General features: G+C 67.7%; 16 protein-coding genes and 3 pseudogenes. 5 read left to right on the plus strand and 14 right to left on the minus strand.

Features of this window, described 5'->3' with window-relative positions; genetic code table 11:
• The first annotated feature begins 31 nt into the window (after positions 1-31).
• Positions 32-577, plus strand: coding sequence for an NUDIX hydrolase (locus tag AB0H86_RS27165; protein WP_362443982.1), 546 nt, complete (start codon positions 32-34; stop codon positions 575-577).
• A gap of 27 nt (positions 578-604) precedes the next feature.
• On the opposite strand, the gene AB0H86_RS27170 is transcribed toward AB0H86_RS27165, so the two are convergent.
• The 3 genes and pseudogenes from AB0H86_RS27170 to AB0H86_RS27180 form a co-directional block, all read right to left on the minus strand.
• Positions 605-862, minus strand: a complete 258-nt coding sequence (locus AB0H86_RS27170) for a hypothetical protein (RefSeq protein WP_362443984.1) — start codon at positions 860-862, stop codon at positions 605-607.
• A gap of 181 nt (positions 863-1,043) precedes the next feature.
• Positions 1,044-1,157, minus strand: a pseudogene (locus tag AB0H86_RS27175) (3-hydroxyacyl-CoA dehydrogenase family protein); the annotation flags it as partial.
• Between the two features lie 304 nt (positions 1,158-1,461).
• On the minus strand, positions 1,462-1,701 hold the full coding sequence (locus AB0H86_RS27180) for an acyl carrier protein (RefSeq protein WP_362443987.1): 240 nt from the start codon (positions 1,699-1,701) through the stop codon (positions 1,462-1,464).
• Positions 1,702-1,910: 209 nt separating this feature from the next.
• On the opposite strand from AB0H86_RS27180, the pseudogene AB0H86_RS27185 reads away from it, so the two are divergent.
• Positions 1,911-2,306, plus strand: a pseudogene (locus AB0H86_RS27185) (IS630 family transposase); the annotation flags it as partial.
• 402 nt (positions 2,307-2,708) lie between these two features.
• Here AB0H86_RS27185 and AB0H86_RS27190 read toward each other — a convergent pair.
• The gene (locus AB0H86_RS27190; RefSeq protein ID WP_362443990.1) at positions 2,709-3,566 is read right to left on the minus strand and encodes a thioesterase domain-containing protein; all 858 of its coding nucleotides are present in this window, start codon (positions 3,564-3,566) and stop codon (positions 2,709-2,711) included.
• 456 nt (positions 3,567-4,022) lie between these two features.
• On the opposite strand from AB0H86_RS27190, the gene AB0H86_RS27195 reads away from it, so the two are divergent.
• Complete coding sequence (locus AB0H86_RS27195; protein ID WP_362443993.1) at positions 4,023-4,796, plus strand: LmbU family transcriptional regulator; 774 nt, start codon at positions 4,023-4,025, stop codon at positions 4,794-4,796.
• A gap of 76 nt (positions 4,797-4,872) precedes the next feature.
• Here AB0H86_RS27195 and AB0H86_RS27200 read toward each other — a convergent pair whose 3' ends face one another.
• The 9 genes and pseudogenes from AB0H86_RS27200 to AB0H86_RS27240 all read right to left on the minus strand — a co-directional run bounded on the left by AB0H86_RS27200 (position 4,873) and on the right by AB0H86_RS27240 (position 13,757).
• Positions 4,873-5,649, minus strand: a complete 777-nt coding sequence (locus tag AB0H86_RS27200) for a thioesterase domain-containing protein (RefSeq protein WP_362443996.1) — start codon at positions 5,647-5,649, stop codon at positions 4,873-4,875.
• 105 nt (positions 5,650-5,754) lie between these two features.
• Complete coding sequence (locus AB0H86_RS27205; protein ID WP_362443999.1) at positions 5,755-7,572, minus strand: non-ribosomal peptide synthetase; 1,818 nt, start codon at positions 7,570-7,572, stop codon at positions 5,755-5,757.
• Between the two features lie 54 nt (positions 7,573-7,626).
• Positions 7,627-8,979 carry an NAD(P)/FAD-dependent oxidoreductase gene (locus tag AB0H86_RS27210; RefSeq protein WP_362444002.1) on the minus strand — a complete coding sequence of 451 codons (1,353 nt, stop codon included), beginning with the start codon at positions 8,977-8,979 and terminating at the stop codon, positions 7,627-7,629.
• 46 nt (positions 8,980-9,025) lie between these two features.
• A complete protein-coding gene (locus AB0H86_RS27215; RefSeq protein WP_362444005.1) occupies positions 9,026-10,264 on the minus strand; it encodes an MFS transporter in 1,239 nt (412 codons plus the stop codon).
• Between the two features lie 267 nt (positions 10,265-10,531).
• Positions 10,532-10,747: pseudogene (locus AB0H86_RS27220) on the minus strand (transposase family protein); the annotation flags it as partial.
• 46 nt (positions 10,748-10,793) lie between these two features.
• Positions 10,794-12,179: a condensation domain-containing protein gene (locus tag AB0H86_RS27225; protein ID WP_362444008.1), complete on the minus strand. Its 1,386-nt coding sequence runs from the start codon at positions 12,177-12,179 to the stop codon at positions 10,794-10,796.
• 27 nt (positions 12,180-12,206) lie between these two features.
• On the minus strand, positions 12,207-13,181 hold the full coding sequence (locus AB0H86_RS27230; RefSeq protein WP_362444011.1) for a glycosyltransferase: 975 nt from the start codon (positions 13,179-13,181) through the stop codon (positions 12,207-12,209).
• 88 nt (positions 13,182-13,269) lie between these two features.
• Positions 13,270-13,524, minus strand: coding sequence for a phosphopantetheine-binding protein (locus tag AB0H86_RS27235; protein WP_362444014.1), 255 nt, complete (start codon positions 13,522-13,524; stop codon positions 13,270-13,272).
• Positions 13,521-13,757: an MbtH family protein gene (locus AB0H86_RS27240; protein ID WP_362444017.1), complete on the minus strand. Its 237-nt coding sequence runs from the start codon at positions 13,755-13,757 to the stop codon at positions 13,521-13,523. Before AB0H86_RS27240 ends, AB0H86_RS27235 begins: the two co-directional genes overlap by 4 nt.
• Positions 13,758-13,968: 211 nt before the next feature.
• Between AB0H86_RS27240 and AB0H86_RS27245 the strand changes: the two genes are divergently transcribed.
• Together AB0H86_RS27245 and AB0H86_RS27250 are read left to right on the plus strand one after the other, a co-directional pair.
• Positions 13,969-16,434, plus strand: a complete 2,466-nt coding sequence (locus tag AB0H86_RS27245) for a type I polyketide synthase (protein ID WP_362444481.1) — start codon at positions 13,969-13,971, stop codon at positions 16,432-16,434.
• Positions 16,431-20,789, plus strand: coding sequence for an amino acid adenylation domain-containing protein (locus tag AB0H86_RS27250; protein ID WP_362444020.1), 4,359 nt, complete (start codon positions 16,431-16,433; stop codon positions 20,787-20,789). Before AB0H86_RS27245 ends, AB0H86_RS27250 begins: the two co-directional genes overlap by 4 nt.
• A 29-nt stretch (positions 20,790-20,818) precedes the next feature.
• On the opposite strand, the gene AB0H86_RS27255 is transcribed toward AB0H86_RS27250, so the two are convergent.
• Positions 20,819-21,121, minus strand: coding sequence for a hypothetical protein (locus tag AB0H86_RS27255; RefSeq protein ID WP_362444023.1), 303 nt, complete (start codon positions 21,119-21,121; stop codon positions 20,819-20,821).
• Between the last annotated feature and the right edge of the window lie 30 nt (positions 21,122-21,151).

A 21,151-nucleotide genomic window follows, 5' to 3' on the forward strand; every position in this document is an offset into this window, starting at 1 on the left:
TGCCACTTACTCGACGGAAGGTGGCAGAACCGTGCAGTGGACGAAACAGAACGAACAAACTGTGTATGAAAACCGCTGGTTCACCGTCAATCTGGCGGATGTGGAGCTGCCGGACGGGCGGCACCTGGACCACTTCCTCATACGGCTGCGCCCCGTCGCCGTGGCCACGGTGGTGAACGAGGCCAACGAGGTGCTCCTCCTGTGGCGCCACCGCTTCATCACCGACAGCTGGGGATGGGAACTCGCGGCGGGCGTCGTAGAGGACGGCGAGGACATCGCGTACGCGGCCGCCAGGGAACTGGAGGAGGAGACCGGCTGGCGGCCGGGGCCCCTGCACCACCTGATGAGCGTGGAGCCGTCCAACGGGCTTACCGACGCCCGGCACCACATCTACTGGTCGGACGAGGGCGAGTACATCGGGCACCCCGTGGACGACTTCGAGTCGGACCGCCGGGAATGGGTTCCCCTCAAACTCGTCCCCGACATGGTCGCCCGTGGGGAGGTCCCGGCCGCCAACATGGCGGCCGCGTTATTACTGCTGCACCATCTGAGGCTCGGTCAGGACGCCATGCCCTGAGTCCCCCCACATGTTCTGGAGTCGCTTTCAGTGCCCCAGGGCCTGCCAGATCGTCACGACGAGCGCGCCCGCGGCGGTGAGTACCGCGACCGCGGGCAGCGGCCAGCGGGCGTGCTCCAGGGCGACGACCCGTGTGCTCAGGTTGTCGACTTCCTTGTCAGTCTCCTCGGTGCGGTGGCTGAGCAGAGCAAGCCCTCCCTCGACACGCGCGTAGGCGACATCGAGGCGACGGCGTAACTCTGCGAGTTCTCCATGAACCACGGGATGCTCGGGGTCGGCGGTCACAAGTCCGCTCCTTTCCGTAGTCGTCACATCCCTTGTATGCGCATGAAGAGTCAACTCGCCTGGTGGGCAGGTGGGGAGAGTGTGCGACAGGCATATGCGGGCCCGGCGCGCACACGGTGTGTGAAGGGAACGGGCCCGGCGCTCCGAAGAGTGCCGGGCCCGTTCCAGCCACCGTGCGTAGTCAGCCGTACGTGTAGAAGCCCGACCCGGACTTCCGGCCCAGCCGGCCCGCGTCGACCATGCGGGGGAGCAGCGGGGGAGCGGCGTACAGCGGCTCCTTGTACTCCTCGTACACGTGGGCATGACGTGCGGGTTGGCGCCAAACCGCTGGGCTGCTTCCACCTCGCGGCGCATGCGCCGCTGGCCCCGCTCCCGCCAGCCCGAGCGGCGCTTGAAGGCAACGACTGTCCCGGAAGGCTTGTGCGTGGCCGGGGCCAGGGGCCGGGGCTTCAGCGAGTAGTCTCCGCGCTCGCCGCGCGCCGTCTGGCTCACCACGTCGTAGTTGTAGGCGGTCAGTACGGGTGCGGAGTGGGGAACGGCGGGGCGGAGTCCGGTGGCCGGATTCTTGTGACGAGGCGATCGTCCGTGACCTCGAAGGCCTACGCGGAAGCCTTTTCGCCCCCGGCGCCCTCCGCCAGCCGCACGATGTCCCCGAAATCGCCTTCCGCAAGGGTCCCCAGAAATTCGGCGGCATCGACGAGCGGGGCAAGCCGCTCTTCCGTTTCCATGTACAGCTTGATCGCGCCGATCGAGTCACCTCCGCATTCGAAGAACTTCTCGTGATCCTCAACCTGACCATCGGTCGAACGGCCAAGTTTCTGGAGCCACATCTGGGACATGACATCCCGAGTGCTGCTATGCGAGGACAATGCAGTCTCCTGACCCACTAGTGTCTCGTGATGCTGTTCATGGAACTGCGGGAGTTGGCCGGTCGCGGGATGTTCCGGCCGATGTGGCGCTTCGTGCACGGATCGTGCTGTGGTCCGGCGAGAGGCGGCGGCGCGAGGACATCGCCGAGCTCGCCGGTGTGGCGCCGCTGACGGTGGACGCCCTGGACCGGACTCAGCCAGTGCTGCCGGTGGCCTTCGCGGCCACGGAGAAACGCACCGACGACTATATGCGGCACGGCACCACGAAACTGTTCGCCGCGCTGAACGTGACGACCGGTGAAGTGCTGGGCGAGTGCAAGCCCAGCCGGAATGAAGGGTTGGCTGGCGAAGAACCCGCACGTCCACTTCCATGTCACCCCCGTTGGGTCCTCGTGGTTGAACCAGATCGAGATCTGGTTCGGGATCATCACCCGGCAGTCCATCCGCCGCGGCACGAGAACGCGAAACCCTTCACCTGGACCGCCACCGCCGACGAGATCCTCGCCAAGGTCCGACTCGTCCAGACCAGCATGAAGAAACTTGTCAATAACCACTCGAAGTGGCTTTCGAGGTGAAGCAGGCCGGACGCAATTGCTCGTGCCACTCTGCGGGGATGAGGAAAACGCGGTTCTCGGCGGACCGGAAGTCGGCCGAGCCGGGCCGGGGGATTCTCTCGGGGGCCGACAGCATGAACAGCGCCGGTCCGCGGTCGTCCGCCGTAGTTGCGTCAGCGTCGCCCCGACATCGTGAGCGTTGTGGAGCACATTCGCCGACAGCAACACGTCCGCCGGCGGTGCGGCCGGCCCGCTCCTCCTCTTGATATCGAGCAACTCGAACTCGACGAACGGGTGGGCGGCTTCGCGCGCCGCCTTGAGGAACTCTGTCGCGCAGGTCATCGACGTGTCCAAGCGTTGCGCACGCTTTCGAGTTCCGGTCGTCGTCGGCTGGATCCGGACCAGCCTTGTCCGTATCGTCCGTCACGACGAGCACGTCGTTTCGTCGGCGGCATCGAGGTCGTGCAGTGCCGCGCGCGACGCGTTCGTGTCGACAGTCAGCTCGCTGACCAGGAGGCTTCGGACTTCCTCACGACAGCGGTCCACGAAGAAGTGGTCGCCGGGGAAGACGTGGACCTTGGTGCCGGCATGGGTGTGGTGTTCCCAGTGCTGGAGCTCGTCCGTCGGGAGGCCGGGGTCGTCGGTGGAGCCGAGGACCGTGATCGGGATGTCCAGTGCCGGTCTGGGCTGGTAGCCGTACCCGTCGACGACGCGCCAGTCCGCACGGAGCACGGGCAGGGCGAACGAGAGGAGCCGCTCGTCGTCCAGTACCTCCTGGGGTGTGCCGCCCAGTCCCCGCAGTTCGGTCATCAACTCCTCGTCCGTGCGCGGTTGCGCCGATGGCACGGCCTGCAGCCGGTGCGGCGGGGAGCCCCCGGCGACGACCAGGTGCTGGGCCCGGTTCCCGGTGAGGTCGGACAGCTTGTACGCCAGCTCGAACGCGACGCCCGCCCCCATGCAGTAGCCGAACAGCGCGTAGGGCCGATCCGTATGCGGCGCGAGATCGGCGGCAAGGGAGTCCACCAGCTCGTGCATGTCGTGGACAAGGCTGTCCCGGAAACGGTTCTCCCTGCCCGGCAACTGGACCGGCACGAACTCGATCCGTTGGTCCGAGCCCTCCCACCACTGCCGATAGAGGCTGGCGCCCTTGCCCGCGTACGGCAGGCAGTACATCCGGAGGTCGGCTGCAGAGGACGGCGGGCCGTACAGGAATATGCGCTCGCTGATGGAATTGCCTTCCTTCCGATTCGCGACGATGCCCCGAGAGGGGGCGAAATGCAAGGGGATAAGCGCACCCCCGTGCCTCGTGTTTGATATACCGAACAAGGGTGGATCGCGTCGAGTGCCCTGCCGCTGGCAACCGTTGCATTGCGCCGTCGATCTTGCTTCGAGCCCTGAGAGTTCGTCAAGTGTCCGGCGGATCTTTCGAGCCCCTGACTACCCGACGTTAAGCGTCAGGTGACCGGAGAACCGCCGCGAAGACCGCGACGTGCTAATGAAAGAGCAGCTCATCGCCCATTCTTCGGTCGACGCCCCCTGTGCCGCGTCAAGTTGGTGCAGTGACCCGCCGTGATCGCGCCATCAAGGTGCGGCCGAGTGCTATTCAGCGGTCGCCCCACCGACAGTCACATCCTTACGTAACCCGACTGGCTTTAAATGCCAGGCTTTGGGGAAAGACGCCAACCAAGAGTGATCACGGCGTGGAAATTTGCCGATAGTACGTGCGTACGACCTTCGGTGATCGATACGATCACCGAAGCCAGGCGGCGCACGGAACGTGTCCAGGGGGTAACGATGGGTAAGGTTGTCAGCTCGGCAAACCAAGCCGCACGGCACACCGCAGCGGCAAATGTTGCGCGGCGACCGCGGGGCTCGGGTGTCCAGCTCCACAAATCCGGCTTACTGTTCACGACCAAGCAGAGCTTCAGCACCTGGGAAGGTCTGGGTACCGAACTGTTCTCCTTCGCCGACTCCTCCACCTGGTGGATCGCCGATTGGCTGGTCTACGGCGAGTCCGTGTTCCACGACCGCTACGAGGAAGCCATCAGGCGTACGTCGCTCAGTTACCAGACCCTGCGCAACTACAGCTGGGTTGCGCGCGCGTTTTCGTTGTCCCGCAGGTATCAAGCCCTGAGCTTCAGCCACCATCTCGAAGTCGTAGCCCTTGAACAGCCGGAGCAGGACTACTGGCTGCGGAAGGCGGAAGAACTGGGCTGGAGCAGAAACAAGCTGCGCCGTGAGGTTCGCAGCAGTCTGCTCATGCGGCCAGGCGACCTGACGCCGTCAGATGCCGACAGCGACGACGAGGCAAGCGGCATCGACCGCACAGCGGCCGGGTCCACGTCGACGCCGGTCCTGCTCGACACCACCTCCGCGCCCGAAGCGCGCCCGCTGAAACTCCAGTTCTCGGCCGAGGACCTGGAGGGTCTGGAGAGAGCCGCCAGGAGGGACGGCGAGCCGATCGAGACCTGGGCGGCGAAGATCGTACGGCGCGCCATCGCCTGTTCCTGAGCACATCCGTTCCGAGAGCGTACGAGTTTGGGTGGACCAGGCCAAGACGGCTCTGGCCACCAACCCGCGCCGAAGGTCACCTGTACGATCCCGTCGTCCAGCCGGCCTCCTTGTTCTCCATGTCGTGGGCCAGCTCGGTGAGCAACGCGTCCGGGGCGCCGAGGAAGTCGTAGTGGGCGCCGTCCAGGAGTACCTCGCGGACGCGCCCCTCATCGGCGTACTGGTGCCAACCGCCCATGAGCCCGGCGGGGATGACCATGTCCTCCCGCCAGCCGATGGTGGTGATGCCGGTCGCGAGCCGCACCGGCTCGGTGGGCCGGTACCGGCGGTTGGCCTCGATGTCGGCGGCGAGGAGCTGCACGCCGAGCTCGACGAGGTCGGGATGCGGCTCGCCGCCCATGGCCCGGGTCATGGCCTCGATCTCATGGGGGAGTTCGTCCTCGGCGAGCTCCAGCAGGCGCCCGTACGGGCCGTCGTGCGGGGACACCTGGGAGGAGACGAAGAGCCGGTCCGGCAGCCGCCGCTCCTGCCGGGCCAGTTCCACCGTGACGGCGAACGCGGGCAGGACCCCGCTGCAGTGGCCGAAGAAGGTGAAGGGGCGGTCGAGGTAGGGCTCCAGCCCCTCCAACAGCGGGCCGGCCAGGGCGTCGTAGGTGCCGAAGTGCGGTTCCCGCAGCCGGTTCTCGCGCGCGGGCAGTTGCACGAGGCAGACCTCGGCGCCGCCGATGTACCGCGGCCATCTTGAATACATCGACGCCCCCACCCCTGCGTAGGGGAACAGGAAGATGCGCGCGGGGCCGTCGTCCTTGGGGCGGCGCAGCAGCCACTTCGAGGGACGCTGGGCGGAAGTCATCCTTCTCCTCATATGGAACGTCGGAACGGGCGGGCGGGCGGGGGAGCGGGAATCGGGGGGCGAGTGGTGACGAAAGCAGCTCGCGGCGCGGCGGGACGGACGTCGTCAGTCCGTCGTCGCCGCGTCCGCTCCTGACGGGGCCGGCGCTGAGGCTCCCGGTGACAGCGCTTCGTCGATGATCTCGGCCAGTTCGGCGACGGTCGAGCTCAAGTAGAGGTCGCGCGGGCGGAGTTCCACGTCGTAGTGCTCGGCGATGTGGGTGACGATCCGAGTCACCAGCAGGGAGTCGCCGCCCAGTTCGAAGAAGTCGTCGTCCACGCCGACCTCGTCCAGCCCCATCAAATCGGCCCACAGGTCGGCGACTTGCCGTTCGACCGGCGTCCGCGCGGCCCGGAAGTCGGCGTTCGTCTCGGGGCGCTCGCGGATCTGGCGTGCCGCGAGCGCGGCCCGGTCGACTTTGCCGTTCCTCGTCAGGGGCAGGGCTTCGAGCCGGGCGAAGACCGCCGGAACCATGTAGGGCGGCAGCGAGCGGCCGAGGAGCTCGCGCAGGTCCGCGGCCCCCACGTCCTCGGCGCAGACGTAGAAGGCGGTCAGGCGCTTTCCCGCCTCCGCGCGCGTATGGACCACGACGCAGGCGTCCTTGACGCCGGTGTGAGCCAGCAGCACCGCCTCGATCTCACCGGGCTCGACGCGGAAGCCGCGGACCTTGACCTGGTGGTCGAGGCGGCCGAGGTACTCGACGACCCCGTCGGTCCGGCGCCTGACGAGGTCGCCGGTGCGGTACATCCGTGCGCTGGGTTCGGAGCCGAACGGATCGGGCAGGAAGCGGTCCGCGGTCAGGTCCGCGCGCCCCACGTATCCGCGGGCCACGCCGGCCCCTCCGGCGTAGAGTTCGCCGCTCTCGCCGTCCGGCACCGGCCGCAGACGGTCGTCGAGTACGTACACCTCGGTGCCGGTGACGGGTCGGCCGATCGGGACGGTGTCGCCCTCGACCGGGGCCTCCATGACGTGGCAGCAGGTGAACGTGGTGTTCTCCGTCGGACCGTAGCCGTTGACCAGACGGATTCCGGGAAGGGCGGCGAACGTGCGGTTGACGTGGTGCGGGGAGAGCACGTCTCCGCCGGCCAGCAGCTGACGCAGCGTGGTCATCCGGGCCATCGGGCCCTCGGCCATCTGGTGGAAGAGACCCGCCGTCAGCCACAGCACGGTCACCTGCTCCCTTACGACCGTCTCGGCCAGCTCCGCCAAGGACGGTTCGCCGGGCGGGACGACCGCCAGCCGGGCGCCGCCCAGCAGAGGGGCCCAGATCTCGAGCGTCGAGGCGTCGAAGGCGAGCGGAGCGAACATCAGGAAGGCGTCGTCGGGTTCGACCGCCAGGAAGTTGCTGTTCCGGACGAGACGAAGCACGGCGCGGTGCGTGATGCACGCGCCCTTGGGCCTGCCGGTCGACCCGGAGGTGTAAGCCACGTACGCCGCATGGTCCGGCTGCACGGGTAGCGCGAGGTCGGCGGTGGACAGGCCGGTGAGTTCGAGGGCGTCCGAGTCGAGCACCAGGACGTCGGCCGGCCCGGAAACCTGCGCGAGCAGCCGCTCCTGGGTGAGGACCAGACGGATGCCTGCCTCCGCCGTCAGAAGCGCGTGACGCTCGCGCGGCTGGCGCGGGTCGAGCGCGACGTAGTGCCCGCCGGCCTTCAGGACCGCGATCAGGGCGACGACGGTGTCGACGGATCGCTCCATGCAGACCCCGACCGGGGTCTCCACGTCGACTCCCTCACCGCGCAAGTGCCGGGCGAGCTGGTTGGCCCGCGCGTTGAGCTCCGCATAGGTGAGACATTGGCCGCTCATGGATATCGCTACTGCGTCCGGGAAGGTGGCCGCCCGCCGCTCGAAAGCCGCGTGCACCGATTCAGCGGTCGAAGTCATTCTCGGTCCCTCTGCGCCTTTTCCAGATGGTCGGCTGCGAATTGGGGGCTCGTATCACCCGGCGACGGACACGACGGCGTCGGCCTTGAGGAGGTCCTCCATGCGCGAGGCGAAGAAGAAGACCGCGGCCTGTGCGTCCGGTTCGGCCATCCTCTCCAGTCCGGCCCCGGACACGAAGCGCGACGTGACGAGCCACTCGAACAGTTCGGGCGACCGCGCCCACCGCGCCATCCGCTCCAGCCTGAGGGAGTAGAAGGACAGCAGGTCGCGCGAGGAGCCGGGGTTGGCGACCGGTGGGCACAGGTCGTTGCGCCACTCGTCGTCGCCGTCCATGCACTCCAGGCGGGCGGCGATGGCCGCGCTGGGCGGAAGGAGACAGGGCAGCAGCGGCTGGAGCGTGATAGCGCCGTCCTCGAACACCGGCTTCAGCGGTTTCTGCGTCAGGCCGTCCGCGGTGCAGTCGATGTGCACCGTCTCCGGCGTGGTCGGGATCGTTCCCTCGTCGAGCGTCACGATCGTGGCACCGACGGCACGCACCCGTCCCAGACGCACCACGTTCTTGATCCGGCGGAGCTGGAGCAGTTCCTCGGTGTCGACGGTGGCGCACCGGAAGGCAGCCGGTTCGATGTCGGGGTCGCGCCGTATGACGACGCCTTTCTCCTCCAGGACGCTGATCACCTCGTCGGCCGAGCGGCACGCCAGCAGGTTCAGCAGCGGCTGGAACCCGCCGGTCTGCCATTCGAGTTCACGGTTGATCAGCCACGCGTCACGGGGCACGATCCAGGTGAGGCGGTCAGGGTCGAGGCCCCGCTCCAGCAGCCACAGGCAGGCGTCGATCCCGGTCTTGCCGGCGCCGATGACGGTGAACCGCTCGGGCGAGTGGTCCAGTTCGGCGAGTTGGTTGATCGGGACCACGGTCGCCGCGTCGTCGACGTCGAAACCGGCGGGCCGCATCGCGGGGACGGTGATGTTCATGTACGAGGCGTCGACGACGCGCTTAAGCACGACGATCTCCGTCGTCTCCCCTGTCACCAGTGAGCGGGCCCTGGCCGGGCGGCCGGGCTCCGCCACGTCGACGTGGTGCTTGGGCAGATAGGTGACGCGCCCCGAGGCGAGCAACGTCTCGCGCATCACACGGTCGTAGTAGTCCAGGATCTCATTGCGTGACGCGAGGCTTCGCGTTCCCTCGTCACTGGGCATCGGCCGGGACATGACGCCGTAGAAGTTCGAGGGCCCGTGCAGCCTGACGAATGGATAGGAAACGGTCCAGTGACCGCCCGGGGCGTCATTGCGGTCCACGATGGCCATCGTGGACGCGCTTTCGCCGACGAGGACGTCGGAGAAAGCCATTCCCATCGCACCAGCGCCGATGACCAGGTAATCGACCGTCAATACGTTGGTCGGCAACTCGTCTCCTTGTGTGTTCCGGAAGGGGGGCGCGCCGGGGCCCGTGTCACACCGCTTCGGTGGCGGGCAGCGGTTCCGGGGGCTTCGGGGCCAGCGCGCGTATGGAGGGGGTGGCGACCATGGCGAGGGTGGCGAGGAGGATGAGCGCGGCGGCCGCGTAGAGGGTGGCGTGGAGACCGATGAGGAGTACGGCGGGACCGGCGGCGAACTGGGCGAGCGGGAGCGCGAGATAGGAGCCGAGGTCGTCGTAGGCGTAGACGCGGGCAAGACGGTCCTCGGGGATCTGGTCGTTGAGGGTCGAGTACCAGGCGACGCCGGCCTGCTCGACGCCTACACCCGACACGAAGTTGACCACGACCAGCACCCAGGTGTACGGCGCGAGCGCGAGCAGCAGCGGCGTCAGCGCCGTCAGGCTCATCAGCGCGCAGCCGACCAGGATCGCGCGCCGGGGCCGCCAGCGCAGCGACAGCAGACCGCCGGCGACCGCGCCGAGCGAGGCCGCGGCGACGGCGAGACCCCAGCCGGTGCGGCCGATTCCGGTGGTGTCGGCCACGGCCGGGCCGAGGACGGTGAACGAGGCGGTGACGCCGGCGTTGAGGAAGCAGAAGGCCACCACGATCACCCACACCCAGCTGCGGGAAGTGAACTCCTGCCAGCCGACGCGCAGTTCGTGCACCAGGCCGGGGCTGGGCGCGGGCGGCGTGGCCGGGACGCGGACCAGCGCGAAGGCCGCGGCGGCGAGCGCGAAGCTGAGCGCGTCGACGGCCAGGCCCCAGCCGGGGCCGATCGCCGCGACCAGCACGCCGCCCAGCGAGGCGCCCACGATCGTCGCGCTGCTGCCCGCGATCCGGGAGAGCGCGAGGGCGGCGCGGCGGAACTCGGCCGGCACGGCCTGGGGTAACAGGGCCTGGGCGGCGGGCTGGTAGCAGGAACTCGACGCCCCGTTGACCGCGGCGAGCGCCATGAGCAGGGGGATGGCGGCGTTGTGGGTGAGGACCAGGCCGGCGACCACCGCCTGGCTCGCGGCGCTGATCAGGCTGCTGCCGACCAGCAGCGGGCCGCGCGGCAGGCGGTCCGCCAACACCCCGCCGAACAGCAGGAAGAGGGTGCTGGTGAGGGAGTGGGCGCCGACCACCAACCCGAGCGAGCCGACCGAGCCAGTGGCGTCGAGTACGGCGAAGGCCAAGGCGATCGGCGCCACTCCGTTGCCGAGCAGATTGGCCGTCGTACCGATGAAGAGGTGACGGAACGGGCGGTGGCGCAGCGGCGCCAGGGCGGCAGACATGCGCCTGATCGTCGGGGCTGGGCGGAGTGCCAGTCAACGGGATCCAGGCCTCGCACCAGGCCGGGTGTGCTGCTGCCCACTCATGGGCGCCCCGGCCTTCGCCCACGCGGGCGCGGCAGACGTGCCCCTGCGGATCGACGGCACCGAAGCCCAGTTCCGCGGCCCGCACGCCCCCTGGAGCGTGGCCTGTTCGCCCATGCACCGGGGCTTGGCGTGCGTGGTGGTGGGGCGCCGCAGCCGTGGGTGAGGGCGGCGCGGTCACAAAACCTTCCGGGAGCAGTACGGGCGGTCGGCGGCGACCCGGTCGCCGATCCGCAGCGCCGGGGTGCCGTCCGGGATGGCGACGGCCTCGTGGACGTAGCGGCACACGGTGGCGATCCCCATGCCGAACCAGGCCGGGAGTTGGGCGTAGGTGTCGCCGTACCGCAGATGCGGGAGAACGAGTAGGGCCTGACACCGCGCTGTCAGCTCTCGCCATGGAGACGTGATCCGTATCCGGTGCGTGGCCAGGTGGTCATCCTGGACGAGCTCACGACGCGCCGGCGTGGGGATCGAGGCCGCGTGCCAGGGCTGTAACCGCGTCGCCGATGTCACGCAGGAAGAGGTCGCCCGGGCGGGTGAGTTCTCCGTTCAGGCGCCAGGCGAGCCGCATGGCGATGCTGTCCGGCTCCTGCCAGGCGAACAGCATCAGCTGCGGACCGTGTTTCCGCTCCTCCTCGAAGACGATCTCCTCGTCGGGGAGGAGCCGCGGAGCAAGGGAGGACGCGAGAGGCCCCTGTGGATCCGTGTGGAGGTCGAACATCGATGTGTCGATGAAGTTGAACAGGGCGCCGGCGACCCGGATCGAGTGCGCGCCGGGCAGCAGTTCATCCCTGACGGTCTCGGCCTCCGCACGGTCGATGTGGGCGAACAGGTTGGCCTGGGTGTGCCGGCGGAAGGTGTCTCTCGCGGCGCGGGAGAGGTCCTTGGGCGACGGACTGGACACGAGCACCGGAGCCTGCAGGAACATCTTGCTCGCACTGGACCGGACGTTCTCCAGCCACCTGTTGTGGGAGAGGGCCAGCACGCCGATCGACGGAGTGCCGGTGAAACGGCACAGCACCGCACCGAATGCCATCAGCAGCACCGTGGCCACCGGCACCCGGAGCCTGGCCGACGCGACCTCGGCCGCCTTGAGCAGGGAGGTGGAACGCAGCATGCAGCCGGCATACCGGTCCGACTCCGTGGAAACGACCGACGAGCCGGCATCGACGCCGCCTTGCGGCCCCACCGCCTTCCGCAGCTCCTGAAACTGATCGGTCCAGTACTCGAGAGCCTGCCTGCGGTGGTGCTTCCCCGCCTCCGAGTCCTCCCAGCGGACGACGTCCAACGGCTGCGTGACGTCCGGATCGGCGGGGGGCACCCCCCGCAGAAAGCCGTCAAGATCCTGCCGCAGCACGTTCATGCCCCACCCGTCGACCGCGCTGTGGTCGGTCACCAGGCCGATCTCCTCGACGCGCCCGCCCGTGGTCGACAGAACCGCGTGGAACGGCCACTTCGGCGACAGCTCGAAGGACGAATGCCGGACCCGAGCGAAGAGCTCCTCGGCTGCCTGGACGCTGCTCACCGAGACGGCGGCCTCCACCGCCGGGGCGGACACCGCGGTGACCCGCTGCCTGTCACCGCTGTTTCCGCCCAACGACAGCAGGGTGCGCAGGGACTCGTGCCGGGCGACCAACTGGGTCAGTGCCTGAAGCACCTGAGGGACCGTGGCTCCCTTTCCGTCGACCACGGCGTACAGGTTGTCCTCGTGAGTGTTCTCGTTGTGCTTCTTGAGCTCCTCAGGATCGGTGGGGCGCTCGGCGAACCAGTCGGCCTGGGGCCAGTTCAGACGGCCTTCTCGTTCCCCCGTCGCGTTCTCAACACTTTCTGACACTGCTCCGCCTCTCGCGTCGGCCATTACTTATTCCGGTTCCTCCACCAGGCGACGGATCTCCGACAGTTCACCGCGGACCAGCAGAGCCATGAGGTGCCGGTCCGTGGCCGGCAACGCGTCAAGAAGGTCGGCGGGAAGACTCCTGACGAACGAACGGGCGGGCGACAGCGCGTCGCGGAGTGTGGCGTCACTGTGCAGATGCAGCGTGCGGAGCGCCCGCCGAACGTTGCCGCGGCACATGTCGTCCGCGTACGGGGGGACAAGTTCCGGGGCGAGATCCGTGATGACCTCGAATGTGTCGAGCACCATCCGCATACAGGCCGCGATGTTCTCCGGTTCTTCGCCCCGCTGAGTGATCGACAGCGCGCCCTCTTCGCGGATACGCCAGAAATAGACGACCTCCGACACCACATCGACGGACGACGCCTCGATGTGCGCGCGTATCATCACCGGCGCGTCCTCGTACTCGGGCAAGGTGAACACGAGATCTCGCGCATTCCAGAACGAGCGCCGGAACACCTTGTTCCAGACCATACGGTCGCGTACCAGCGCGGTGTGGCTCCGGATGTGTGTGCGTCGCCGGTCCTGCTCGAACACGTCCTGGTATCCGAAATACGGTTCCACACCGGAGCTGTGCAGTCGACGTACGTCTCCGGAAGCGAGGTCGGATCCCGTGTGTTCCAGCGACCCGATGAGCGAGGCGTACCCGGTGGTCGGCACGATGTCGTCACCGTCGCAGAAAGCGAGATAGCGTCCGCGGGCCGCCCGAGCGCCGGCGTTTCGGGCAGCGCTCACTCCAGAATGCGGCTGTTGGAGCACTTGAACGCGGGAGGCCTTGCGCGCCCACTGTTCGGCGATGCTGTGGCTGCGATCCGTGGACCCGTCATCGACCACGATGATCTCGACGTCCGCGACTTGTTGGTCGAGCAACGACTCGAGGCAGGAGGAGATGTAGGGCTCGACGTCGAACATCGGAATGACAACGCTCAGTGTCGGCGGCATGGCCCACCAATCCTCTCCCATGGATTACGACCGGTGTAGAAGCTCAACTCGTTGCCCGTCGATGACTTGGGACGCGATCAGGGCACCTTCATGAGATCGCGTCAAGAGCTCCCAGGGCATCGCTGAGGTCCCTGAGTACGGGATTCTTGAAAACGATGCGGACATTTCGGCGTATCCCGAGTTCCTCACTCAGGGCCTGTGCGAGTCGGATGGCTATGATGGAATTGCCGCCCACGTCGAAGAAGTTGTCGTCAAGGCCGATGTCGGCGTTACCCGTCAGTTTCCGCACGCTGTCGACTATCAAGGCGTCCATGGAGTTGCGGAACTCGCTGTCGTTCGTCATGCTCCCGAGACCTCTCTGCGCGGTTCGTCGTCCATCGCCCTGACCAGGCTGGCCGGCCTCATATCAGTCCAGTGCGCGGAAACATACTCAAGACAGCTCTTTCGAGTGTCCTCTCCGTGTGCCACCTTCCAGCCGGCCGGCACCGATCTGAACGCAGGCCACAGGGAGTGCTGGTTCTCGTCGTTGACCAGAACCAGGTAAACGTCCCCGTCGTCTTCGAGTGGATTCGCCACGGGCTCCCCCTTCTGAATCGATCTACGACCTTGCAGCGCAAGGGCGACAAAGTGTCGAATTGGGGCGCAGGTATGCCCGCTATGTCCGGCACGCCTCACCAGGCTGATTATTGTGCTTGTCTCGCTGGCGAGACAAGCTTGATCGCGAGCCGGACGCCTGGTCGTCCGCATGGGCGACCTGGTCGACGCTATGGGTGAGGTGGGCAGGGTAATGTCTGATCGTGTTGCCGTGATAGGAATTTCGATTCGTGCGGCCGGTGTGCGGAGCGCGGCGGACTTCTGGCGAATCCTTAGCACGGGACGTTCCGGTCGGCGTGAAATCGACAATGCGGAACTGGTGCGACGTAGGATTCCGGGCCGCAGATACAAGGACCCGACATACGTGCCCGTTGCGTATTCCATGGAAGATTACCTCGGGTTCGATCTCAAGGCATTCGGATTCGGCCGGTCCGAGGCGGAGTTGACCGACCCGCAGCATCGGGCCATGTTGGAAGCTTGTTATCGGGCAGTGGAAAGCTCGGGATGCTTCATCGGTTCGCTGCCGGATCGCGTCGGAGTGTTCGTCGGATCACGGACGAGTGGCTACGGTGCGCAGATCGAACACTGCTCGGCCGCAGTCGACAGCAATGTGGATCTCGCCGGTCTGGCCATTGGAACCGATCCCGACTACATGTCGAGCAGAGTTTCCTACACCTACGGTCTCACCGGTCCCTCGATGACGGTCCTGACCGCCTGCTCGTCCTCAAGTGTGGCAGTGCATCTCGCCTGTCAGGCGATTCTCGCCGGTGAGTGTGACTCGGCGCTGGCGGGCGGCGTCGCCCTGGACGTACGGGACGCGGGATATACGTTCACCGAGGGTGGCATTTACTCACGGCGAGGCCGGTGCGAGCCATACATGACGTCAGCCGACGGCACGGTGGACGGCAATGGCGTTGCCGTCCTGTTCCTACGCCGGTTGGACGCGGCATTGGCCGCGGGCAACCCGATCCTCGGAGTCATCGCCGGTACCGCGGTGAACAACGACGGCCGAGAACGCGCCGGCTTCACGGCACCAGGAGTCGTCGGTCAGACCGAATTGATCGAAGAAGCCCTCGACGTCGCCGAGTTGGACTCCTCCAGCATCGGCCTGCTGGAGGGGCACGGCGCAGGCACGAGCATCGGGGACGCGCTGGAGATCGACGCCGCGACCCAGGCCTTTCGATCCAGCGGTGCCGGTGCCGGCGAGTGTCGACTCCACTCTGTCAAGGCGAACATCGGCAACCTCACCTCGGCGGCCGGCGCGGCAGGCATCATCGGTTGCCTTCTGGCCCTACGCCATGGCCAGATCCCTCCCAACGCACCCCTGGTGGACGGGGCCCCGCCCATCGACCTGCGGGGCACACCGTTCAAGCTGGCAGACAAGCCGACCGCCTGGCAACGGTCGGACCAGGGCCGCTATGCGGCGGTCAGTTCGTTCGGGCTGGGCGGGACGAACGCGCATGTCATCATCGGCGACGCCGAGCCGGAGTTGTGGCTCGCCTCCCGCAAGGGGCGGTCCTGGCAGCTGCTTCCGCTGTCCGCGGACGACCCGGAACGTCTCACCGAAGCCGTCGACACTGTGCGTGCGGCCGTGGACGGAGCATCGGCCGAGGTGCGACAGGACATCGGCCACACGCTGCGCACCGGTCGCCCGGAACTCACCACACGCGCGGCCGCGCTGATCCCGGTCGACGACAGCTCGACCGGCGTGAGGTGGCCGCGGCCGGTGCGGTTCCGTACGGCTCCCGAAGGGCCCCCGACACTCGTCTTCATGATCCCCGGCGAGGAGGCCGGCGCGTCGGACGCGGCGCTCGCTCTCTACGAGGCCGAGCCGGTCTTCCGATCGACCGTGGACGACGGCCTCGCAGCCATGGAACAGGTGCTGCCTCCCCAGACGTTCGCGGCCGTGCGCGATGCGTTCCTCCACGGCAGGTATCCGACCGCGACGCAGGTCTCTCAACCGGTGCTGCACCTGCTCGGCGTCGGACAGCACGCATTCCTCAGCGACCTGGGAGTCGGACCGGACCTGCTGGTGGGACGCGGCGTCGGCGAGCTGACCGCTGCCCAGCTGAGCGGTGTCCTCTCGTTCGAGGACGCGGCGCGGGCGGTGTGCTGGCGCAGCCAGGTCATGTCGGACAGTGCGGAACGCGCCGAAGCAGCCGTCCGCTTCACCCGTCGGATGCGCGACGTGCGGCTGAACCCTCCCACGACGCCGACGGTTTCCTGCGTCACCGGGACATGGCTGACCAGCGAGGAGGCCTGTGATCCCGGGTACTGGGGAGCGCAACTGCGTGAGCACGTCCCGTTCGACGAGGCCCTGCGCTCGGTGGTGTCCGAGCACCCCGAGGCGGTGTCCCTCCAGTTGAACGGCGGGGCGAGTCTGCTGCGGACGGCCCAGCTCCGTGAAGACGCTGCCCTGGCCCTGGTGTCCGACGGAGAAGCCTCGGACAGCCGACGTTCGCTGCTCCAGGCGGTCGGAGCCCTTTGGGAACGTGGTGTGCGGATCGACTGGCAGGCCTACGCCGAGCGTGATCATGCGCTCCGGATCGACATGGCACCGCGGACTTTCGAGCGGACCCCCTGTCTGCATCCGTCACTGCTGGAGCATTGCCCCGGGATCGACCCGGCGGAACTGTCGGGAAAGCAGGTCAGCCGATGACGTTCGACGTAAGTGCAAACCCGGCCTCGCTGTCGCAGCAGCGGCTTTGGTTCACTGAACTGCTGCTGCCCGGGACCTCCCGGAACAACCTGTGCGCGCGGTTCGTCGTACGCGGCGAACTGGACGTACCCACTCTCGAACACGCGGTCAACGGCGTGATCGAACGGCATGAGGTCCTGCGGACTCGCTTCGGCATCCTGGAGGACGCCCTCGTCCAGGAGGTTCTGGACGAGGCACGCATCACCGTGCGGAGGCTCGACGCGTCCGATGAACCGTCGGTCTTCGCCAAAGCGGAGGAACTCGCCCGCGAACCGTTCGACCTGACCGACGCTCCCTTGGTGCGGGTAGGTCTGGTGCGGGGCAGCAGTGGCACCAGAGTTCTGGTGTTCGTGCTGCATCACGTCGTGGCCGACGCCCGGTCTCTGGACATTTTTCTGCGCGAGGTCGCCGAGCTCTACCGAAAGGACAGGGCAGGCGGTGTCCCCGACCTGCCCGAGTTGCCGCCCACCCGTTACGTCGACTTCGCGAGACGGCAGCGCGAGTGGGCGAACACGCCGGAGGCCATGGAACGACGGGCCGCGCAGCTGAGCGAGCTCACGGGCTTCCCGACGGTGGTCGATCTGCCGGCCGACCGCCCTCGGCCGGCCGTGCAGACCTTCGCGGGGGCGTCCTTGTCCTGGCGCGTCCCGCCCTCGCTGGTTCGCGAGCTGGAGAAGGCCGCACGAGAGCACGGCACGACCCTCCGGACGACGGTTCTGGCCTCGTTCTCGGCAGTACTGGGTCTCTGGTCGCGGCAGTCACGGCTGCTGGTGGCAACCCCGGTGGCCAACCGTTCGTCGGTCGACACCGAAGAGCTGATCGGTTCCTTTGCCAACACCCTCGTGATCCCGACGGACATGACCGGCGATCCAACGTTCGCCGCGTACATCGAGCGTGTACGCGATGTGTACCGGAGCGTCGAGTCGCGGAACGTCCCCTTCGAGGAAGTCGTCGACGGCATCGCGCCCGAGCGCAGCCTGTCCCACAACCCGCTGGTCCAGGTGATGGTGGCATTCCACGACGTCTCCGTCCGTCAGACGGAACTGCCGGACGCCGAACTGGAACTGATCGACAACCAGACGGGAACCTCACAGTTCGACCTGGTACTCAACGTCACTCCGCTCAGCGACGGTCTCGACTGCCGACTCCAGTATTCGACCGATCTCTTCGACCAGGACACGGCGGAGCGGTTCGTCCGGCACCTGCGGCGGCTGTGGGAGGTCGTCGCCGTCAACCCGGACGTCCGCGTCGAGAACATCGACCTGGCGGACGCGGAGGAGCGGGCCGTACTCGTCACACTGGGCACGGGCCCCAAGCGTCCGGTCGACGCTCGCGCGCTTCCCGTCAGGCTGTCCGCGACTGCGCACAGCCGACCGGACGCCGTCGCGGTGAAGGCGTCCGACGGCACCTACACCTACGCGGAGCTCGTCGAACGAGCGGAGGCGATCGGTGCGGCGCTGACGGCACGTGGGCTGCGGCCGGGCGATCTGGTCGGTGTGGCTCTCCCGCGCGGCCGCGACCTGCCGGCGGGCCTGCTCGGCGTCTGGGCCGCGGGAGGAGCCTACGTACCACTCGACCCGGCGTACCCCGGCGCCCGGCTGGAACACATGACGCAGGACGCCGGCATCAAGGTGCTGCTGAGTACGCGCGACCTCGCCGACCGCATCCCTGTGCCCCCGGGTACCGAAGTGCTGCTGCTGGACCGGCCCGCCTTCCCGCTCCCGGCCGAACAGCCGACCCGCGTGCCGTGCGGCGACGACGTGGCTTACGTGATCTACACCTCCGGCTCGACCGGCCGCCCCAAGGGCGTGATGGTCAACCACAAGAGCCTCGGGAACCTTCTGGACGACTTCGTGTCCGAGTCCGGGTTCGGCACGCGCGACCGGTTGCTCGCACTGACCTCCCTGTCCTTCGACATCGCAGGACTGGAGCTCTGGCTCCCACTGCTGACCGGCGGGACGCTGGTGATCGGGCCTCCAGGTGTCGGGGGCGACCCGGAACGCCTGCACAAGCTGCTCTTTGACGAGGAGATCACGGTGGTGCAGGCCACCCCGGCGACCTGGAAGCTCTACGCCTCGTCCCAGCGCGTCACGCCGCCCGCGCTACGGCAGATATGGAGCGGCGGAGAGCACCTGCCGCACTCGCTCGCCCGAGCGCTGACCGCGATGGGGCCCGAAGTGCACAACCTCTACGGGCCGACGGAAACGACCATATGGTCGACGCGTGCGGTGCTGGGGCGGTCCGACACCGTCACCGGAATCGGGCGACCCATTGCGAACACCCGCCTGTTCGTCCTCGAAGCCGCCGGCCGCCAGGCGCCCATGGGGGTACCTGGAGAGCTGTGCATCGGCGGTGCGGGGCTGGCACTGGGCTACCTCGGCCGCCCCGAACTGACCGCGCAGCGGTTCGTCGACGTCGAAGGGCTGCCCGTTTACCGCACGGGAGACCTCGTCAGGTGGCGGTCCGACGGGAACCTTGAGTACCTCGGACGTCTCGACGACCAGGTGAAGATCCGTGGGCACCGCGTGGAACCCGGGGAAGTCGATGCCGCGGCCCGAGCCTGCCCCGGCGTCCGCGACGCCTGCACGCTGGCCGTGACGACCTCCGCGGGGGAGGACCAGATGGTCACCTTCGTGACGCCGGAGAGCGTGGCGGAGCAGGCCGATGGCACCACAGAGGACTGGTGCACCATCTGGGAGACCACCTATGCCGAAGGCGAACCCGCCGCCGAAGACGACTTCAACCTGAAGGGCTGGCAGAGCAGCTACTCGAAGCAGCCACTACCGAAGACGGACATGCGGGACTGGGTGACGCGGACCGTCGACCGAATCGCCGAAACGGGCGCCCGCACCTTCGCGGAGATCGGCTGCGGCACCGGATTGCTGCTGCTGCGCCTGGCCCCTGCGGCCGACCGCTATCTGGGGATCGACTTCTCCACGGAAGCCATCGGTCATGTGCGGGACGCGGTTGCCCGGAGGGGGCTCGCCGACCAGGTGCGGCTGGCCACGGCCGCTGCCACGGAGATCGGGGACGTGGCCGGCGGAGAGCTCTTCGACTGCGTGGTGATCAACTCCGTAGCCCAGTATTTCCCCGGCCGGGACTACCTCACGGAGGTCCTGACCGAAGCGAGCAAGATCGTTGTTCCTGGCGGTCACATCTTCGTCGGCGACCTGCGGAGCCTGAAGCTGGCAGAGGCGTTCCACGCCGGCGTGCTGCAAACGGACGACCGGATAGGCGCCGAGGAACTGCGCGCCCTCGCCGCACGGCACGCACTGGAAGAAGACGAACTCCTCATCGACCCCGGCTATTTCGCGGAACTGCAGGACGCGCTTCCGGCGGTGACCGGAATTCAGGTCTCGCTCAAGGCCTCCGGGTTCGACAACGAAATGACGCGCTTCCGCTACGACGTCCTCCTGAAGGTCGGCGGGGAGGTACCGGACCAGCCGCAGCCCTGCGAGTACCGCGGCTGGGAGGAGGTCTTTGACCTCGCAGGCATGAACGGGCTGCTCGACACGTCGAGCTCGGTCGCGGTCGTCGTCGACGGCATCCCGAACGCCCGCGTCGCCCGCTTCGCCCAGCTCGTGGCGGGTGACGAGGCGCCCCACTCCACGTGTTCGCCGGAGGAACTCGACGAGGTCGCGGCCCGGCACGGCTGGGAGACTCACCATGCCTGGTCCCCTCGCCTCCCGGAGCAAGGACGCATTCGGACGATCTTCACTCGCCGCGGCCAGTGGGGCGGAGACTTCCTCCACGAGCGGCCGACGGTCGACGGGCCTGTCAGCAACGACCCCAGGCAGGGCGCTCTGCTGCGGGTGCTGAAGCACAGCGCGCGGGCGTTTCTGCGTCAGAGCCTGCCCGAGTACATGGTGCCGAACCGGGTTCTGACCTTGCCGACACTGCCGCTGACCCCGAACGGGAAGACCGACCGGAACGCCTTGAAGGCCCTCGCCCAGCAACAGGTCTCCAGCACGGACCATGTCCTGCCCAGCGGACCCGTTCAGAATCTTCTGCACGAGATCTGGAGCGAAGTGCTGGACGTGTCCCGGGTCAGCGTCACGGAGAACATCTTCGACGCCGGCACCACATCACTGCTCGTGGTGCGGATACACCAGGAACTGCGTGACCGGCACGGCATCGACGTCCCGCTGACTTCCTTCTTCACCTACCCGACGATCTCCGCACTCGCTGAAACTCTCCAACCAGAAGTGGATCGTCGTTCCTTCGACGGACAGTCCACAAGCCCTCGTGCGCGCAATGCCACAGCCGCGCGGCGCCGGCAGAACCGTCGGCAGCAGGAGAGGAGGCATTCGGAGTAGGGATTCCGGCCACGTGCCGGCGGGGAACCTCAGGTATCTGCCTCACGGCGAGGCAGATACCTGTCTTCGTACCTAGTGTCTCGTGATCCTGGTTGCGTCTCCGCGAACGCCGGGTCTTTCGAGATCTTGAAGGTTCCGGCGATCACGCGAGCCCGCGCCTGCGGCGGCACCTGGGTGCGCGGCCCGCCACGGCGTTTCTCCTCCAGACCGGCAAGGCCCCGCTCGGCATGACGGACCGTGCAGCGGTCCACCGTCAGCGGCGCCACACCGGCGAGCTCGGCGATGTCCTCGCGCCGCCGCCCCTCGCCGGACCACAGCACGAAGCGCCACATCGGCCGGAACATCCCGCGACCGGCCAACTC

Origin of the sequence: Streptomyces sp. NPDC050997 (assembly GCF_040660135.1) — a bacterium.
Classification (GTDB): Bacteria; Actinomycetota; Actinomycetes; order Streptomycetales; family Streptomycetaceae; genus Streptomyces.

Excerpts from the sequence above, each read along its gene's own strand:
- AB0H86_RS27230 (WP_362444011.1), bottom strand. The coding sequence starts at position 13,181 with ATGCCGCCGACACTGAGCGTTGTCATTCCGATGTTCGACGTCGAGCCC.
- AB0H86_RS27245 (WP_362444481.1), top strand. The coding sequence starts at position 13,969 with ATGTCTGATCGTGTTGCCGTGATAGGAATTTCGATTCGTGCGGCCGGT.
- AB0H86_RS27180 (WP_362443987.1), bottom strand. The coding sequence starts at position 1,701 with ATGTCCCAGATGTGGCTCCAGAAACTTGGCCGTTCGACCGATGGTCAG.
- AB0H86_RS27215 (WP_362444005.1), bottom strand. The coding sequence starts at position 10,264 with ATGTCTGCCGCCCTGGCGCCGCTGCGCCACCGCCCGTTCCGTCACCTC.
- AB0H86_RS27250 (WP_362444020.1), top strand. The coding sequence starts at position 16,431 with ATGACGTTCGACGTAAGTGCAAACCCGGCCTCGCTGTCGCAGCAGCGG.
- AB0H86_RS27255 (WP_362444023.1), bottom strand. The coding sequence starts at position 21,121 with ATGTGGCGCTTCGTGCTGTGGTCCGGCGAGGGGCGGCGGCGCGAGGAC.
- AB0H86_RS27205 (WP_362443999.1), bottom strand. The coding sequence starts at position 7,572 with ATGACTTCGACCGCTGAATCGGTGCACGCGGCTTTCGAGCGGCGGGCG.
- AB0H86_RS27200 (WP_362443996.1), bottom strand. The coding sequence starts at position 5,649 with ATGACTTCCGCCCAGCGTCCCTCGAAGTGGCTGCTGCGCCGCCCCAAG.
- AB0H86_RS27235 (WP_362444014.1), bottom strand. The coding sequence starts at position 13,524 with ATGACGAACGACAGCGAGTTCCGCAACTCCATGGACGCCTTGATAGTC.